Below are 17,107 nucleotides of genomic sequence, written 5' to 3'. Positions count from 1 at the left end.
CCACCGTCGGCGAAGGCGGCAACATCGTTTACACCGCCAGCCTTGTGGATAAAAACGGCGCGCCGGTGACCAACATCACCAACCCGTTGACCGTCACCCTGGATAACGGCAAAACCATCACCATCGGTGTAAACCAATCGAGCGGTAGCGTTTCGGTTCTTGCTCCTGATGATGTGTACAAGGGCGATCAGACCGTCACCACCGCGATCAAGGGTGTGACCGGCGGCGAGCATTTCGAGAACCTGGTACCGGGCACTGCTGCAGTGAACACCACCGTTACCGACACCCCGGGCACCGACAACACTACGACTGTTACGCTGACTGCCCCAAGTGCCGTTAACGAAGGTGGCCAGATCACCTACACCGCGACCTTGAGCAACAAGGCCGGTACTGACGTCACGTTGAAGCTGGATAACGGTTCGTCGATCACCATCAAGGCGGGCGACACTGTTGGCACCGTGACCGTGCCTGCACCGACCGATGACGTGTTCATCGATAAGAGCATCCAGACCGTCAAGATCACCGAGACCACGGGCGGCAACTTCGAAAAACTCGAAGTCGCAGGCAACGGCGCTACCACCACCATCAACGACACCATCGATAAAGTCGACGTAGTTCTGACCGCCACCACCACCGTCGGTGAAGGCGGCAACATCGTCTACACCGCCAGCCTTGTGGATAAGAACGGTGCGCCGGTGACCAACATCACCAATCCGCTCACCGTTACCCTCGATAACGGCAAGACCATCACCATCGGCGTGAATCAGTCGAGCGGCTCCATTACCACCATCGCGCCTAACGATGTCTACAAAGGCGACCAGATCGTCACCACCGCGATCAAAGGCGTGACCGGCGGCGAGCATTTCGAAAACCTGGTCCCTGGCACTACCGCGGTGAATACCACCGTCACCGACACGCCGGGCACCACCGACCTGACCACCGTCACCCTGACCGCCCCGACGGCTGTCAACGAGGGCGGCCAGATCACTTACACCGCCACTTTGAGCAACAAGGCCGGCAGCGACATGGTGGTCCAGCTCGATAACGGTTCGAGCATCACCATCAAGCAAGGCGCGACCGTGGGCACGGTGACCGTCCCTGCGCCGACTGATGATGTGTTCATCGACAAGAGCACCCAGACCGTCAACATCACCGGCACTACCGGCGGCAACTTCGAAGGTGTGAGCATCACGCCGGGCGGCGCCACGACTACCATCAACGACACCATCGACGACGTGACTGTGGTGCTCAAAGCCACTGGTTCTGTCAGCGAAGGCGGGCAGATCGTGTACACCGCGTCCCTGGTCGACAAGAACGGCGTGGCGGTGAACAACGTTGGCTCAGACCTGGTCGTCAAGCTGGATAACGGTTCGACCATTACCATCGGCAATGGCAAGTCCACCAGCTTCACCACCGCCACCGCACCTAACGATGCGTATGTCGGCGCCAATGACGTCACCACCAAAATCACGGATGTGGTCAGCGGTGGCGACAAGTACGAACACTTGATCGTCGACGGCAGCACTGTGGTCACCAAAGTGACCGATGTGGTCAGCAACACCACCATCAGCATTACCGGCGATGCGTCGGTGACTGAAGGCGGTACGGCACACTACACGCTGCCCCTGAGCAACCCGCCGCAAACCGACGTGACCGTGACGCTCAAGTACAGCGGCACCGCTACCGACGGTTCAGACTTCAATGGCGTGTACACCGTGAAGATTCCGGCAGGCTCCAGCAGCGTACCGTTTGATATCCGCACGCTCGACGACAAGATCACCGAGCCGACGGAAAATATCGTCATCACCATCGACAAGACCACTGGCGGCAACTTCGAAAACCTGGTGGTCGGCAATGGCAGTGTTACCACCAACATCATCGACAATGATGCGCCGCCGGTCATCGACCTGGATGCCAACAACTCCAGCGGCGCCAGCGGTGCGGACTTCAAGACCACCTTCACCGAAGGCGGCACCGGTGTGTCAATTGCTGACACTGACATCAAGATCACCGACCCGGACAGCACCCAACTGACCGGCGCCACCGTGGTATTGACCAACAGCCAGCCAGGCGACTCGCTGAACTTCAGCGGCGTGACAGGCATCAACGTGACCCCGACCACCGACCCTGTGACCGGTAAAATCACCTTGACCCTGACCGGCACGGCGTCGCTGGCCGACTACATGCAGCAGATCAAGAACATCACGTTCACCAACAACAGCCACGACCCAAGCACCACGCCACGCACCATTACCGTGAGCGTGACCGATGGCGGCAACTACTCCAACGTTGCCACCACCACCGTCAACGTGGTGGCGGTCAATGATGCGCCGGTGGCGACTGGCGGTGCCGTAACCGGCACCGAAGACACCGCGCTGGCCCTGACCTGGGCCAACTTCGGCGTGACCGATGTGGACTCGCCGCAAGCCAGCCTGGGGGTGAAAATCACCGAGCTGCCAGTCGCCGGAAAATTGCAGTTCCTGGCAGCGGATGGCAGCACCTGGACCAACGTGGCCAACGGCCAGACCTTCACCAAGGCCCAGATTGACGGTGGCCAGTTGCGCTTTATGCCTAACGCCAACGAATCCGGCGCCGATGGTTACGGCGGCACCGGTGTGGGCAACAAGCAAGCGGACTACGCCCAATTCAAGTTCCAGCCAACCGATGGCAAGGACCTGGGCTCCAGCGCCACGGTGAAAGTCGATATCACACCGGTAGCCGACGCCCCGACCCTGAGCGTGGCAGACAACAACGTTGCCTCCACCGGCCTGGTCAAACAGGGCTGGAACAGCATTGCCGGCCTCGGCAACAACGGCAACGGCGCTGCACCGGACGTGCTGAAAAAAGCCATCGATAACGCGGGCACGCCGAACAACACCTCGGTGGTGACCAACGTCGAGTCTGTCGACAACGTCGCCGCCGGCTCTGGCTCAAAAATCTCCGGCCTGATCTACATGGAAGCGGGCAAGAGCTACACCTTCAGCGGCATCGCCGATGACAGCGTGGTGGTCAACGTGGGCGGCAAAGATGTGGCCAGCGGCGTGTGGGGCACCAACAGCGGCAAGATCAGCGGCTCGTTCACGCCAACCACCACGGGTTACTACAGCCTTGAGATCTACCAGGCCAACCAAGCGGGGCTTGGCAGTTTTGACGTTAACGTGTCGATCAACGGCGGGGCGGTGCAAAACCTGAGCACCAGCACCGTGCCGTTGTACACCGGCCTTACCGACCTGACCAACGCCGGCGTCACCGTGTCCGACCTGCATGGCAGCAACGGTGACGGTTACTATGTGGGCTACAAGCTCAACGAAGGCCAGGAAAACGGCACGGTCAAACTGTCCAAGGTCACCACCGCGCTGACCGACACCGACGGCTCCGAAACCCTGAGCGTGAAGATCAGCGGCATTCCGGCAGGCTCGGTGCTTACCGACGCATCGGGGCACACCTTTACCGCGGGTAAAACCGTGGGCGAAGTGAATGTCACCGGCTGGGACCTGAACACCCTGACCATCAAGCCGCCGACCTACTACAGCGGCCAGTTCAACCTGACGGTCACCTCGACTTCCACCGAAAGCATTGGTGGTTCGGCAACTACCACCGCGCAATTGCCAGTCACGGTGCACCCGGCAACCTACAACCCGGTAACCGGCACTTCGGGCAGCGACACCATCAATGGCAGCGATGGCAACGACATCGTCGTGGCCGACGTCGCCGGCTTGAACGTGGTGCAGGGCAAGAACTACAACATCGCGTTCATGATCGATACGTCGGGCAGTATGGGCGCGAGCTCGATAGCAGCGGCGAAAGCCTCGCTGACCACCACGTTCAACTCGCTGAAAAGCAGTATCGGCTCCAGTACCTCTGGCACCGTGAACATCTTCCTGGCGGACTTCAGTGACCAGGTCAATCGCACGGTGACAGTCAACCTGAAAGACCCAGGTGCGTTGGATTCGCTGCAGAAAGTCCTGGATTCCATGGTATCTACCGGCGGGACCAACTACGAAGACGTGTTCAAGGCCGCGTCCAACTTCTTCAAAAGTGCCCAGGCGACTGGCAACACAGACGCAATCAACACAACGTACTTCATCACCGATGGTCAGCCGACGTTTTACCAGGCGGCCGAGCAGACTAACCCGTACTTGTACGGCAACGTCAGGCTCGATGATGTCGTCACCATGAACAACTACACCATAGGTACAGCCACCCGGATCAATATCGATTCGAATAATTACCTTGATATCAACTCTGCCGGCAAGGTAACCCTCTGGTCCTACGGCTGGTCGTACAACAAGGGAGTCATCCACGCCCAAGGGGATGGCACCTATGAAATATCGGTACAAGGCGGCCTCGGGTACGATACCGATTACTACACCACCACCAACTCCAACAGCGCGTTCGCACTGCTCAAAGGCCTGTCCACAGGTGGCGTAGAAGCCATCGGCCTCAACAGCGGGGTCAGCTTGAACCAGCTGGCTCCGTACGACAGCGATGGCAAGCCGCAAGCCAACATTGATCCGAAGGACCTGGCCAATGCGATCCTCGGCCACACCGAGGCGACGTTGCCTGGCGCCGACACCGTCAACGGTGGCGACGGCAACGACATCCTCTTCGGCGACCTGGTGAGCTTCAGCGGGATCAACGGTGAAGGCTACAACGCACTGCAGGCATTTGTGGCGCAGAAGACCGGCGTGACCGTCTCTTCGGTGACCGCCTCTAACGTTCACCAGTACGTTACCGAGCACTACGTGGACTTCGACGTCTCCGGCGCCAAGGACGCCAACGACACGCTGCTGGGCGGCGCTGGCGATGACATCCTGTTCGGCCAGGGCGGCAATGACCTGCTGGACGGCGGCAAAGGCAATGACATCCTGCTGGGCGGCACGGGCAACGACACGCTGATCGGCGGCCAGGGCAACGACATCTTGATTGGTGGTTCAGGTGCCGACACCTTTGTGTGGAAGGCGGGTGACATCGGCAACGATGTGATCAAGGACTTCAAGGCCTCGGAAGGCGACCGCATTGATCTGCGTGATTTGTTGAAAGGTGAGACTGACAGCACCATCGACAACTACCTGAAGATCACCACGGTAGATGGCGTGTCGACCCTGCAAGTCAGCAGCGAAGGCAAGCTCAACGCTGCCGGTGGCCTGGCCAATGCCGATGTGACCATCAAGCTGGAAGGCAATGATTGGTCCCATGTCAGCATCAACTCGCTGATCACTGGCGCCGACCCTACCATCAAGATCGACCATAGCTAAGATGCAATGGATCGGCCGCCTTCCCGGGCGGCCGATTTTTTTGCCTTATGGGCCGCTGGCCCTGGCGGGCGGTGCGTCGCATACTCACGCTCATACACGCAGCGTTGACCTATGCTGTTGAACGCATGTGGCTCATATTCGAGGGGTTCTTATGTTTTACGTGCAACGTGATGCACTGGGCGCGCTGATTCGCGTAGAGGCGGCCGCCTTTACCGAGTCCACCGAAACCCTGCCGGCCGATCACCATGAGATCCAGGCCTGGTACGCCAACGAAGTGGTGGAAACCAGCCTGGCCCAACTCAAGCAGAGCGACCTGGAGATGATCCGGGTGCTGGATGACTTGATCCAGGTGCTGACCCGCAAAGGCGTCATCAGCGTGACCGACCTGCCGCCGGCGGCACAGGCCAAGTTGATGGACCGTAACCACGCGCGGGAAGCCTTGGGTGGGTTGAGCCAGTTGATTGATGATGACGAGAAAGGGCTGATCTGAGCCCTGGCGCCGAACCTTTATTCAAATGTGGGAGGGGGCAAGCTCCTCCCACATTTGAATGTCCTGATGTCAGTGTGATTTCCAGGGCGCAGGCTCGCCAAACAGCTGGCCCTGCACACCAAAAATCCCCATCTCGCGAATGACCTTCAGCTCGCCCTCGGTCTCCACACGTTCGGCAATCAACGGCAGATCGATGCTGTGGGCTGCGCGCTGGATGGCTTCGATAAACAGACGCTTGTCACTTTCCTGGTCGATGTCGCGAATGTAGCTGCCATCGATCTTCAGGTAGGCCAGGCCCAGGCGTGCCAGGTTGCCGATCATGCTGAACCGCCCACCAAAACGCTGCAGGCTGAGGGAAAAACCCAGCTCGCGCAGGCGGTGGGTCATCTGTTCCAGCACCGGCTGCTCGGGGAGTTGCTCTTCACCAATCTCCAGGATGAGGCGTGAGCCCAGGTTGCTGTGCTGGCGCAGCAGGTCATAAATCCTATTCAGGGCCTGGGTATCCTGGAACGTTGCGGCCGAGAGGTTCAGCGCCAGGTTATGGTTGTGGCTGGCCATCTGCTTGAGGACTTGTTCCAGCATCAAACGGTCCAGGCGGGCCGACCAGCCGAAGCGCTCGAGCCACGGCAGAAAGCGCCCGGCCGGTATCGTGTGGCCTTCCTCGTCCTGCAGGCGCGACAGTACTTTGTAATGCAAGACCAATTGTGGGTCCTGGCTGGCGACGACCGGCTGGAAGTACAGCTGGAAGTGCTGCTGGGTCAGGGCCCGGTCCAACAACGTGTGCCAGGCATGGTGATCGTCACCGACGCTGGCGGCGGCGCTGCTGTCCAGGCACACCCAACTGGTATCGCCCTGCGCTTCGGCCTGGGCCAGCGCCTGATCGGCGAGGGTCAGCAGTGCTTGGGGCGCATCGCCATGGCTGAACGGTGCCAGGCCGATATAGGCCACCGGCATCACATCGCTGGCGCCGGTCGCCTGCAAGCTGAGCAAGGTGCTCTCCAGGTTCTGCGCCAATTGCAGCGCTTCTTCACGCATCAATCCCGGTGCCAGCACAGCGAACTCGCCGCCGCGGATACGGGTAACGAGGTTATGGGTTTCCGGGTACGGCTCGCACTGACGCAGCAGTTGTTGGCCGACCGCTTGCAGCAATTGGTCGGTGCGCTGGCCGCCCAGGCGTTGGTTGAGGCCGGCAAGGTCCTTGACCCGCAGCAGCAGCAAGTAACCGGAGTTGGTGTCTTCCGGGTTACTGACACGGGCGTTGAGCTGCATTTCGAAATAACGCCGGTTAGCGAGGCCGGTGAGGTTGTCCTGATAGGACTCGGTGCGCAGTTTTTCGCTGCGTTCGGCCTGTTCCTGGAACAACGCCTTGAGCTTTTCCACCATCTGGTTCATGGCTTGCACCACTCGCCGCAGTTCCGGCGTGCGAGGCAGGTCGGGCAGACTGAGGAATTCTCGGCGGGCAATCGCGTGGGACTGTTTGACCATGTAGTCCAACGGCTTCAATTGCCGGCGCAGCAACAGCCCACCGAGCACCACACTGACCGCACCGCACAGCAGCAACCACCCCAGGCTGCCCAAGGCGCTTTGCCAGAGCTTGGCCAGGGCGAACATTGGATGGCTGACCACTTCGACTCGCGCCGCCTGCTCCCAGCCACGGCTAACCAGCGCATCGCCACCTGCCGGCTCCAGGCCGATCAACTTTGCGAACCAGTTGGGCACGCCGTTGTTATCAGGAATGCCGCTGCGCTCGACGATGGTTTTATCCGTCGCCAAGTCCACCACACGGATGCTGGCGTAGTAGCCGCTGTCGAAGATCGAGCTGACCAGCAGCTCCACCATGGCCGGGTCGTCGATATTGGGGGTCAACGACAGCGCCAATGCCGTCGCGGCATCCTGGGCATGGGAACGCAGCTGGTTGACGTATTGGGTGCGCGAGCTTTCCAGGCTGACCATGAAACTGCCGCTGAAGGCGACCACCAGGAACAGACAGATTGCGATCAATAGTTGTTTGAACAGAGACATCCGATCAGTTACTCCTAGTTGGCAGGCTCGGCTGGGAAGCCTTCCGCACGCATTTTTCTCAACACATCCTGCCAGCGCGACAAGCGTTTGGTATCACCGACTTTCTTGTTGCCCTTGGCGCCGGGCAAGTACAAGCCCTCGGCGTTGAATGAATACACTGGGACCAAATCGGTGCGGCGGGTAGCCGGCAGGATTTCGTCCATCAGGCTGTCGAGCACCAGCGGGATTGCGTCAGGCGTCGAATAATAGGTCAGAACCATGTGCGCGCGATTCTGCCGTAAAGCCTTGACGTAGGTAATGCGTAATTTGTCGCTGGACACACCCAGATGACGCAAACTGAAATACTTTGCGATCGCGTAGTCTTCACAGTCACCGGCCCCCTTCCAAAGGGCCTCGACGGGCGTCTCCCAATAATCGACAGCGTGCCAGAGGTCGATGTCTTCCACGTAGGTCATTTGCTTGTTGAAGAACAAATTCACGACCTTGAGCTGCTCCGGCTCGCTGACCTGTTTTTGGCTCGCCAATAGCCGCTGCCAGGCGTCGATACGCTGCTGCCCTTCGCCGAGCGGCCCGTACACGGCGGTAGCCTTGCGGCTGATCTGAGAGAAATCCCAATCGGCACGCAGCCCGCCAAGCATCAAGCCGGCCAACAGAATTGCTGATAACAGCCAGCAAAGAACTCGATAGGGAATAAAACTTACCGCCAAGGCGCTCTGTCCATGAAAGAGACGGAATTTCGAGGAATGGTGAAGCCTGGCCCTACAAAAAACAATGGCACAGTGCAATCATTCATAGGAGGACCGAGTTTATAACCGCCCCTTGTGGGAGACACAAAGTATGCTGTGTAAGCCCTTACAAACGGAAACTTTGGCTGTTTGACAAGCGCTTGGGCCGTCTTTAGTGTGCATTGGATCCAATTGACCACACTATTATTCAAGAAAGGAGGATAGCGTAACCGTGACGCAGAAGCCGAACCCTTTAAGCAGCATCAAAATAAGCGGGCCTATTCCCGCCCATCTTGCTCGCGCCGTCATTGAAGAAACGTTGCGCAACGCCATCCTCGATGGGCGATTACCCTGTGGCACCGCGATGCGCCAGCAGGAACTGGCGAGTCTGTTCGGCGTCAGCCGTATGCCCGTGCGCGAAGCCTTGCGCCAACTGGAGGCGCAATCCCTGCTGCATGTGGTGACCCACAAGGGGGCCGTGGTGGCGCCGTTGATCGAGGACAATTCGGCTGAGACCTATGCACTGCGCATGTTGCTCGAATCTGAAGCCCTGCGCTTGTCGATCCCGTTGCTCAGTGACGCCGATCTTGCCGAGGCCGAGGCCTGTATCAATGCGCTGGAATGTGAGAAAGACTACAGAGAGATTGGCCGCCTCAATCGCCTGTTTCACATGGTCTTGTACGGCAAGGCACCCAATCAGCGACTGCTCGATCTGGTGGAGCACGGGCTGAATGAAGAGGAACGCTTTCTGCGCTTCAATCTTGAAGCGATGGGATTGGGCGAAACGTCTCAGGAGGATCACCGCGAACTGTTGAGCCTGGTGGCGCAGAAGAAGATCGACGAGAGCATTCTGACGCTGCGTAATCACTTGATGCGGGGTATGGAAGTGATCGCTAACTACCTCAAGGGTCTCGAAAGCGCCGACAAAAAATTCGCGCAATAGGGCCTTCGTTATTCGCTGACCATTACACTATGCGGGGTAACTTTCGATCAGGAAAGTTACCATAATGACAGGCAGTAAAATTTACAAAACTACTAACACCGAAGAACTCTCCCACACTTCAACAACCCGTTACTCCTGCAACAGCTTGCGGACAAAACATCTAATACTTTTATAATCCTTCCCTAACGTTTAATCAGCTTATTATCTTCGCCCGACCAACCGCACCCCTTCATCCGCTGGGCACAACTCTATCAAGGTTGCGCTACCTGCGCGGCCTTGACTAAACGTTACATCTCCAACACAACTAAAAAAATTCCAACACTGCTTTTAGAGCACTCGCAACAACTTATAGGCGTCAACCATGCATCAACATTTTATCGAACAAAGAAAACAAAAACTTTTCGGCCATCCGTTATTTATAGAAATAACCTCACTCGCCAAGTTACGACACTTTATGGAGCACCATGTGTTCGCCGTTTGGGACTTCATGACTCTGACCAAGCGCCTGCAACAAGACCTGACGTGCACTCAGATCCCCTGGCTCCCTCCCGCAGACCCCCACGCTGCCCGCTTGATCAATGAAATTGTGCTGGGCGAGGAATCGGATGAGCATCCAACACGCGGCCATTGCAGTCATTTCGAGCTTTACCTGGACGCCATGACAGAGGTAGGCGCCAACACCGCCGCCATCACACGCCTCATTGATCTGCAGCATCAGGGCGTGGAAGTCAGCGCGGCTTTGCAGATGATCGATGCGCCCCGTAGCGTGGTGTCATTTGTCGACAGCACATTGCAAATCGCGCTCAGTGCGCCCACCCACTGTGTGGCGGCGGCCTTCCTGCATGGACGCGAGAGCGTCATTCCCTCGATGTTTGAAAGCTTGATGCACAGCAACGCGTTCATTGAGCGTGAAACACCTACCTTCTTCCACTACCTCAACCGCCATATCGAAGTGGACAGCCACGACCATGGGCCAGCGGCAGAACAGTTGCTCCAGCGTTTGATCGGCACAGATCCGCTTCGCCAGAAACAAGCCGATAGCACCGCCCTTGGCGCCGTGGAGCGCCGTATTATGTTCTGGGACAGTGTGCTGGCTACGCTGCAAGAGGTTCGCCCATGAACGCCGTCAATTACCAATCCTTTGCCGATGATTGGGAGCGTCGCGCTACCATCCGAACGCGCCCCCGACGCGTACTGGAAAACGACGGCAAACTCATCTTTCCCCTGTGCCGCCAACCGCTGGTACTGAGTGCAACTTTCCTTGAACACTGCCCGCAGTGGCGCGACTTCGTGCTGACGCAAAGCTTCTATAAATTCGTCAATGATGTGGTGATCTTCGAAACCGAAATCGTCGACAAGACCGCTCGCAGCATCGCGAAAAACCGCTTCTCCCTACCCTTCCCACCCGCTTGCCGCTACGACGCGATGACTGTCGTTGTGGACGAGGATTACCACGCGTTGGTCGCGCTGGATTTTCTTCAGCAAGCCGTGGAAATGACCGGGATCGAACCGCTCAATCTACCCGGGCAAATTGAATTGAGCTGCGCGCTACCGACAGCGCAGGCAAAGGTGCCGGCGCACCTGCACGATGCCGTTGAACTAATCGCCGTGGCTATTGCTGAAAACACCGTTACCCATGATGTGGCAGCTTTCTCAAAAGACGCCAGCGTCAAATCGTCTGTGCGCGGCCTGATGGCCGATCACCTGTTCGATGAGGGCCGTCATGCGCGGTTCTGGGCTCAGTTGGTGCGTATTTACTGGCAGTCGGCAACCCCGCAAGATCGCGACAGCATCGCTCAAGCGCTGCCTGTTTTCCTGGCGCGCTACCTGACCAACGATCTACAACAAGACTTCGACCTGCAACTGATCGAACACCTGGACATCAGTGCCGATACTCGTCTTGCGCTACGTCATGAAATCCATGCGCTGGATTTTCCCATCACCCACCAACATCCACTGGTGGCCAATATCATGGGGTTGCTGCGCCAAAGCGGTGTACTGCAAACGCCCAGCGTCGCCCAGGCACTGAGCGCCTACCTGCCGGTACCAGGGAGGTTGGCATGCGGCGTTTAAAGATCGCGTGGAGTGCCTCCAGCAAAGCCCTGGACGAGCTCAAGAAAGTGCTGGAGCAATACGGGCATATCGCAGGAGCAGGGTCCGTCGACCTGATAATTGAAGATGGGGGGCAGCCACTGCCGCCATTGCCAACCGACGTGCCATGGATAAGCCTGCGCGTGGGTATCGGCCCGTTATCCGAGCACGGGCTGCCCTCGCTGCAGTTGCGCTGCTATGACCGCGAGCGCCGCCTGTTGGCTGTGCAGGGCGTCGCCGAGGAACCCAGCGGCAACGGCCAGCGATTACACCAGCAGGCAACGAACGCATTGGTGGAGTGGGCAGCTTGGTTGGTCTGTGGTTTTTCAAGGGATCCAGGTTATTTCTCTATAGCCGCTACCGCTAACGACTGGCCCGAACAGGGCTTGCAAGGGCTGGAAGCAGTGGCATTCATGCATCGGTTCAACCGCACGACAGACCCGGCTTTACTGCGGGCAGCCAAGGTGCCCATGATTGAAGCGCTGCAGGCCAGTCTTGAGACCTTCGCGAATCGAACAGCGTTGAATATCGCGGGGGACATGCTGACTTATCAGCAACTTCATCGCCATGCCATAGCGATCCAGCAACGCCTGCTTCCTTTGCTGGCAGGCGTGCAAGCACCACGGGTGATCGGCGTGTGCCTGGAAAGATCCACCGAGCTGTATGCAAGTATTCTTGCGGTATTGGGTTGCGGCTGTGTGTATTTGCCGTTGGCTCCGGATCATCCGGTGCAACGTCAGCACAGCATGTTGGAAAGCCTCCAGGCCTGTGTGCTGCTGGATAACGGTCAGCATCCTTTGCGAGATGGCTTCGCGTCCCTTGATGTCAGCCAAATCGCTGTGCACGACGTCGACGCGACACAACCGCTGATGCACCATCACCCCCTTGCCGACGAGCCTTGCATGGCCTTGTTCACGTCGGGGACCACCGGCCAGCCCAAGTGTGTACTCCTGAGCCACTACAATCTGGCGCATTTCAGCGCGTGGCTCACAACCTGCGTGGGGTTGGATCAACACAGTCGCGTCCTGCAGTTTTCGCCACTGGGCTTCGACTCGTCATTGATCGATATTTTCCCGGCCTTGATCGCCGGCGCTGAATTGATTGTCCCCAGCGCAGATCAACGTCACGACCCTCACCAACTGGTAGAGCTGATTCGCCAGCAACGCATCAGTCATGGATTTCTGCCACCGGCGCTGCTCAGCATTCTGCCGCTGGATAAGCCACTGGGCCTTACTCACTTGCTTACCGGCGGCGATTTCTGCGAGCCCTATGTGATCGAACAACTGGCGGGGCAATGTCAGTTGCATAACCTTTATGGGCCCACCGAGACCACGGTGTTGGCAACACACCGGGTATTCCAACAAGGTGATAGCCATCGCAATATCGGCTACCCCATCGCCAACAGTCAGGTGTTAATCCTCGATGAAAACCTGCAACCGGTGGATGAACAGGTCACGGGCGATTTGTACATTGCCGGTCCAGGCGTCAGCCTCGGCTATTGGAATGCACCGCCGCAACCCGACAGTCCATTCGTTGCGCTGAGGCTGCCGAATGGACAGGTTCTCAAGGCTTACCGCAGCGGCGATTTGGCGAAATGGACGCAAGATGGCATCGAGCTCGGCGGGCGTCGGGATGATCAAGTCAAGATCCGTGGCTTTAGAGTCGAGCCTCAGGAGATTGAGCAATGCCTGCGCAACAGTCGATTGTTTCGCCAAGTGGCAGTGGTGATCGATCCGACGCACAGAGTCATAGCTTTTGCCGCCCAGCCCGAACCCGGCGCTACGCTGCAGAGCCTGAAGGAACATGCCCGGCAGTGGTTGCCTGTACATATGCAGCCGGTCGCCTGGAGCGAGTTGGCCTGTCTGCCCGGTACGAGTAACGGCAAGGTCGATCGGAAGGCATTATTGGCCCTGCCAATATCCACGCTCGCCGGGGCGACTTGCAGCCCTGTACAAACACCTCTGCAGGCACAGTTGGTGGACTTATGGGCAGAGTTGTTGGCCTTATCCGCAGGCGAACTTTCGATCGATGACAGTTTCTTCAACCTCGGCGGCCACTCCATCCTGTTGTCGAGCCTATTGTTGCGCCTGCGTGAGCAGTTTGGCCGTAGCTTCTGCCTGAGCCCCTTTTTCGAGACACCGACCATCCGCACGTTGGCCGCACTGATGGACGGCGGGGCGCTGCCTGACACCCCTACCCACCGGATGGAAAAAGATGCAGCAAGAATGTTGGGGATCGAGGTGCTGCCTGATACCCACATGGGTGACCCACGCAAAGCGATCGTCACCGGGGCGAACAGTTTTGTCGGGGTACATATCGTCCAAGCGCTACTGGCCGGCGGGGCGCTGGAAGTAGCATGTCTGGTGCGGGAACTGCCCGGGCATTCAGCGGCGGGGCGATTCACCCAGGCACTGCGGGAATACCGCCTGGAACATTTGGACCTGAGCCGAGTGCGGGTGTATGCCGCTGACATGCGCGAACCCCGCCTGGGCTTGGCCGGCAATGTGTATGACTATCTTGCCCGTCATTATGGTGTGCTGGTGCATAACGCCGCACAGGTCAATCATGTACTGGACTATGCGTCACTCGCCAGGGACAACGTCGAGCCGGTGTTTGAGTGCCTGCGCCTCTGCGAAACCCACTGTAAGAAGGTACTTAATTTCATCTCGACGCTGTCGGCCTGCAGCAGCGTGGACGCCGATGGGCACGTCCTTGAATCGCCCGCCGGGCGCGCGCAGCCACTGTATGTGAAAAATGGCTACAACCTCTCGAAATGGGTAGCTGAGCGATTGTTGGGAAGGGCCGTCGAACAAGGGGTCTGGGTCAATATTCATCGGCCGGGAAATATTAGTTTCAACAGCCAGAACGGCGTCTGCCAACCGCAGAAGAACCGCCTGATGCTGATGCTCAAGGGGTCTATGCAATTGGGGCTGGTCCCCCGGTTGGAGGTGAACTTCGATCTGATGCCGGTGGATTTCCTGGCCGGCTTCATAGCCTTCCACAGCGCCCAATTTGCCTTTGGGCGAAACGTATTCAACCTGCACAACCCACAGCCCTTGAGCTGGGATAAGTACCTCGACGCATTCAGCCAGGTCGGGCACGCCTTCGACCGGGTAAGCGTTGAAGACTGGCAGCAGGCGCTGCGAACGGTTGGCCGTGATAACGCGTTGTTCGGTGTGCTGGGTTTCTACCTGGACGAACTGGACGAAGACATCGGCGATACGTCGATGATCCGTTACGACAATGCCCGATGGGGTCTGGAAAGAATGGGTATGGACTATCCGTCAAAGAGCCCGGCGCTGTTACGCAAAGGCTGTGATTACCTCAGGGCCATCAGCTTCCTCTGAACAGCTTCAGAAATTGCCGACGACATTACTGCACCAATCAGCATTCGGAGCGAGAGGCCTCGCTCCGATGCAAACAGGATCAGATCTTGAAGCTATCAACCAATTGCTTCAATCGACTGGCCTGCTGGGACAGTGCATCGCAGTCTTTGAGCGTCTCGTTGAGGTTGGCCACACCCTGCTGGTTCAACAGGTTGATCTGGTTGATGTCGACGTTGAGGGTTTCAACGACAGCGGTCTGCTCTTCGGTGGCAGCTGCAACCGACTGGTTCATTCCATCAATCTCAACGATACGCTGCGTCACGCTGATCAAGCGCTCACCCGCCTGGTTGGCCACTTCAACGCTTTCTTCGCTGGAAGTCTGGCTGGCATTCATGGTGGTCACTGCTTCACGCGAGCCCACCTGCAACGAAGTGATCATCTTGTGGATCTCCTCTGCCGACTCTTGGGTACGGTGTGCCAGGTTGCGCACTTCATCTGCCACTACGGCGAACCCACGCCCGGCTTCGCCAGCACGGGCGGCTTCAATTGCCGCATTGAGGGCGAGCAAGTTGGTCTGCTGGGAAATGCCTTTGATCACATCCAGAATATGCCCGATGTTGTCGGTACTGGCGTTAAGGGTTTCGATCTGAGTGCAGGACAGACTGATCTTCTGCGACAGCTCCGACATCGCCAGGATGGTTTGCTCAACCACTTTGCGGCCATCGTCAGCCTGTTCGCTGGCACCGCTGGCGTGCTGCGAAGCATCTGCTGCATTGCGGGCGATTTCCTGGGTGGCAGCGCCCAGTTCGTTGATGGCCGCAGCTACGCTGTTGGTACGCGCACTCTGTTCGTCGGAACCGATGATCGAAGCATTGGACGATGCCATTACGCGCTGGGACAAATCATGCACCTGACGCGTTGCCGAAGACACCTCGGAAATCGAGGCGTGGATGCGTTCGACGAATTGATTGAATGCACTGCCGACTTCGCCGAATTCGTCTTTGCTGGTCACTGCGAGTCGTCGGGTCAAATCGCCTTCGCCTTGGGCGATGTCCTGCATGGCGACGCCCATGGTTGTCAGCGGACGCAGCAACACCTGAATCAACAGGCTCAAGAGCACGGCAATGGCCACAACGGCGATCAACATTGCAATCAAAGCCGAGGTACGGAACTTGCCCAGCGGGGCGTAGGCTTTTTCTTTATCAATGGATAGACCGATGTACCAGTCGGCGCCGGGCAAACCGCTGATAGGCGTGAACGAAAGAATACGATCCTGGCCATTGAGAACAACGTCCTGGTTAAGCTTCTCGATACGTACGTTGGTGCCAGGGTAGATGTCCTTGAGATTTTTCATCACCTGGTCCTGGTCAGGACTCACGATGACCTGACCATCACCACTGACCAGAAACGCATGGCCAATGCCGCCGAAGTCTACCGAGTTGATGATCTTCACCAGGGTTTGCAGGCTAAGGTCACCCCCAACAACACCCAACAGTTCTCCGTTCTTTTTCACCGGCATGGCAATTGTCACGATCTGACCGCCTACAGCCGCCATATAAGGCGGGGTAAGCATTGTTTTGTCCGCTACCACCGCCTGCTTGTACCAAGGGCGCTGACGAGGGTCATAGTCCTCAGGCATCTTCGCGTCAGGGCGCTGCGTGAATACCCCATTGGTTTGGCCCACGTAGGTGAACTGGAAGTTGGAGGTAAACGCTGGCTGATCCACCAACCCGGGAAGATCGACGGCACTGCCTTGATGGGCAACGTTCTGCGCCAGGTTCTCGAGGACCAGGATGCGACCACTGAGCCAGTTCTGCACACTGCTGGCGGTAAGCTCGCCGGATTGCTGGATAGACGAGGCCAGGTTTTGCCTGATCGTGCTGCGTTGCAGGTAGTCGTTGTACAGGGTGAATAACGCGAAGGCTAAAACCACGACGCCTGACGCGGCCAACAGAATTTTATGACTGAACTTGAGATTCATTTCATCGACTTCTTTTTGCCAAAGGGGGGTGAGCGTGCCGAGTGGAACATTCCATGTAACGGGATAGGCGGACTCTGCGGTCGCTCTATTTCGGTGCACGCATGGCTCGTCAGGCTTTCGGCCAAACATCGGCAAAGCTTAGAAATTTGTGTGAAGCATCTTCTTTTTGCGTAGGAAACCGACAGGCGGTAGGTGAAGGCGGGAGGGTGTGACATAGAGCCTTAAACGACAAAACCCCTGTCTGCGTTAGCAGACAGGGGTTTCGGAATTC

The 17,107-nt window shown here is 57.9% G+C and carries 8 protein-coding genes and 1 pseudogene; 6 read left to right on the top strand and 3 right to left on the bottom strand.

Annotated elements, in window-relative coordinates:
• Positions 1-5,258 (top strand): annotated as a pseudogene (locus E4O97_RS26280) (LapA family giant adhesin); the annotation flags it as partial.
• Positions 5,259-5,409: 151 nt separating this feature from the next.
• Entirely contained in the window at positions 5,410-5,748 is a 339-nt protein-coding gene (locus E4O97_RS26275) for a hypothetical protein (RefSeq protein WP_005783528.1), read from the top strand.
• A 69-nt stretch (positions 5,749-5,817) separates the two neighbouring features.
• Here the strand turns inward: E4O97_RS26275 and lapD are convergent, their stop codons facing one another.
• Together lapD and lapG are read right to left on the bottom strand one after the other, a co-directional pair.
• Positions 5,818-7,770, bottom strand: a complete 1,953-nt coding sequence (gene lapD, locus E4O97_RS26270; protein WP_248162701.1) for a cyclic di-GMP receptor LapD — start codon at positions 7,768-7,770, stop codon at positions 5,818-5,820.
• 14 nt (positions 7,771-7,784) lie between these two features.
• Positions 7,785-8,477 (bottom strand): cysteine protease LapG, encoded by a 693-nt coding sequence (gene lapG, locus E4O97_RS26265; protein ID WP_032878522.1) that lies wholly within the window; start codon positions 8,475-8,477, stop codon positions 7,785-7,787.
• Between the two features lie 250 nt (positions 8,478-8,727).
• Here lapG and E4O97_RS26260 point away from each other — a divergent pair, with 250 nt between their 5' ends.
• From E4O97_RS26260 to E4O97_RS26245, 4 genes are all read left to right on the top strand, one after another.
• Complete coding sequence (locus tag E4O97_RS26260) at positions 8,728-9,438, top strand: GntR family transcriptional regulator (RefSeq protein ID WP_032878524.1); 711 nt, start codon at positions 8,728-8,730, stop codon at positions 9,436-9,438.
• Positions 9,439-9,799: 361 nt separating this feature from the next.
• Positions 9,800-10,558, top strand: coding sequence for a DUF3050 domain-containing protein (locus tag E4O97_RS26255; protein WP_248162700.1), 759 nt, complete (start codon positions 9,800-9,802; stop codon positions 10,556-10,558).
• Positions 10,555-11,511: a diiron oxygenase gene (locus tag E4O97_RS26250; protein WP_216090531.1), complete on the top strand. Its 957-nt coding sequence runs from the start codon at positions 10,555-10,557 to the stop codon at positions 11,509-11,511. The genes E4O97_RS26255 and E4O97_RS26250 overlap by 4 nt, the downstream gene beginning before the upstream one ends.
• Positions 11,499-14,876 (top strand): amino acid adenylation domain-containing protein, encoded by a 3,378-nt coding sequence (locus tag E4O97_RS26245; protein ID WP_248162699.1) that lies wholly within the window; start codon positions 11,499-11,501, stop codon positions 14,874-14,876. Before E4O97_RS26250 ends, E4O97_RS26245 begins: the two co-directional genes overlap by 13 nt.
• Before the next feature lie 79 nt (positions 14,877-14,955).
• On the opposite strand, the gene E4O97_RS26240 is transcribed toward E4O97_RS26245, so the two are convergent.
• A complete protein-coding gene (locus E4O97_RS26240; protein ID WP_078819959.1) occupies positions 14,956-16,836 on the bottom strand; it encodes a methyl-accepting chemotaxis protein in 1,881 nt (626 codons plus the stop codon).
• Positions 16,837-17,107: the final 271 nt, after the last annotated feature.

Source organism: Pseudomonas sp. W15Feb34, assembly GCF_023127765.1.
Taxonomy (GTDB): Bacteria; Pseudomonadota; Gammaproteobacteria; order Pseudomonadales; family Pseudomonadaceae; genus Aquipseudomonas; species Aquipseudomonas synxantha_A.
The sequence above is the reverse complement of the archived record's forward strand: the minus strand, read 5'-3'. Positions and strand labels throughout refer to the sequence as shown.